The 1,215-nt window shown below is 65.4% G+C and carries 2 protein-coding genes; both read left to right on the forward strand.

What is annotated here, in order from left to right:
- Positions 1–53 precede the first annotated feature (53 nt).
- Complete coding sequence (locus tag ACYVAK_RS14650; protein ID WP_461062318.1) at positions 54–368, forward strand: DUF1153 domain-containing protein; 315 nt, start codon at positions 54–56, stop codon at positions 366–368.
- Positions 368–1,186, forward strand: coding sequence for an IS3 family transposase (locus ACYVAK_RS14655; protein ID WP_461062320.1), 819 nt, complete (start codon positions 368–370; stop codon positions 1,184–1,186). The genes ACYVAK_RS14650 and ACYVAK_RS14655 overlap by 1 nt, the downstream gene beginning before the upstream one ends.
- Positions 1,187–1,215 lie beyond the last annotated feature (29 nt).

Below are 1,215 nucleotides of genomic sequence, written 5' to 3' on the forward strand. Positions count from 1 at the left end.
TGTAACGACCCAGCGAATTCGTGCTCAGGTGTTACTTTCCTGAGGAGAGACCGATGAGTGTCGTGATGGACGAAGAGATCAAGCGTTGGACGGCCCGGCGGAAGTCGGCCTTGGTGCTGGAGATCATCCAGGGCAAGACGACGGTGGCGGAGGCGAGCCGCGCGTTCGACCTGACGCCTGCCGAGATCGAAAGCTGGGTGGAAGACGGCAAGCGCGGCATGGAGAACGCCCTGCGTGCCAAGCCCGAGGACGTTCGGGAGCAGTACGAGCGCCAGTTGAAGGACCTCCAAGAGGCCTACGGCGAGGCGATGCTGGAGCTGCGTGCCCGAAAAAAATTGGCGTCCCTGTTGGGCAAGGACGAGACCTGATGGTTTCGCTCCAGCAGGGACTGCGGGCGGACGGGATCCACGTGTCGATGGCGCAGTTGTGCCGCTGGTTCGAGCAGCCGAGGCGGACGGTCTACTACCGCCCGACGAAGTCGCCGCCGAAGGTGAAGCCCGAGCTGGCCGAGCCGATCAAGGCGTTGATCGAGGCGGAACCGTCGTTCGGCTACCGAACGGTGGCGGGCCTGCTCGAGATGAACAAGAACACGGTGCAGCGGATCTTTCAGCTCAAGGGCTGGCAGGTGCGCAAGCGCGCCGTGGGGCATCGCCCGCGCATCGAGGCGCTGCCCTCGGTGGCGCAGGCGCCGGACGAGCGTTGGGCGACTGACCTCTGCCGCGTCTGGGGCGGCCGGGACGGCTGGCTGACGCTCGCCTTGGTCATGGACTGCCATACCCGGCAGGTGCTCGGCTGGCAGCTCTCGCGCAGCGGCAAGGCAACGACGGCCGCTGCAGCGCTGGAGCAGGCCCTGATCACCCGTTACGGCGTCCTGGCACGGGTGCCGAGGCCCTTTCTGCTTCGCTCCGACAACGGCTTGGTCTTCACCAGCCGCATCTACACGCGGCTGGTTCGGAGCTACGGGCTGAAGCAGGAATTCATCACCCCGCACTGCCCGCAGCAGAACGGAATGATCGAACGGCTGATCCGATCCCTGAAGGAACAGTGCGTGCACCGGCACCGCTTCGAGAACCAGCGCCACGCCATGCGCGTTGTCGGCGACTGGATCCAGTTCTACAACCACCGCCGACCGCACCAGGCGCTCGGCATGAAGACCCCCGCCGAGGCGTACGCTTTAGCGGCTTGAGCTGAGCAGAAACCGCTGGGTCGTTACAC

It is taken from the genome of Silanimonas algicola (assembly GCF_054777375.1).

What these genes read in the sequence shown, in the direction of transcription:
- ACYVAK_RS14655 (WP_461062320.1), top strand. Translation starts at nt 368, where the DNA reads ATGGTTTCGCTCCAGCAGGGACTGCGGGCGGACGGGATCCACGTGTCG.
- ACYVAK_RS14650 (WP_461062318.1), top strand. Translation starts at nt 54, where the DNA reads ATGAGTGTCGTGATGGACGAAGAGATCAAGCGTTGGACGGCCCGGCGG.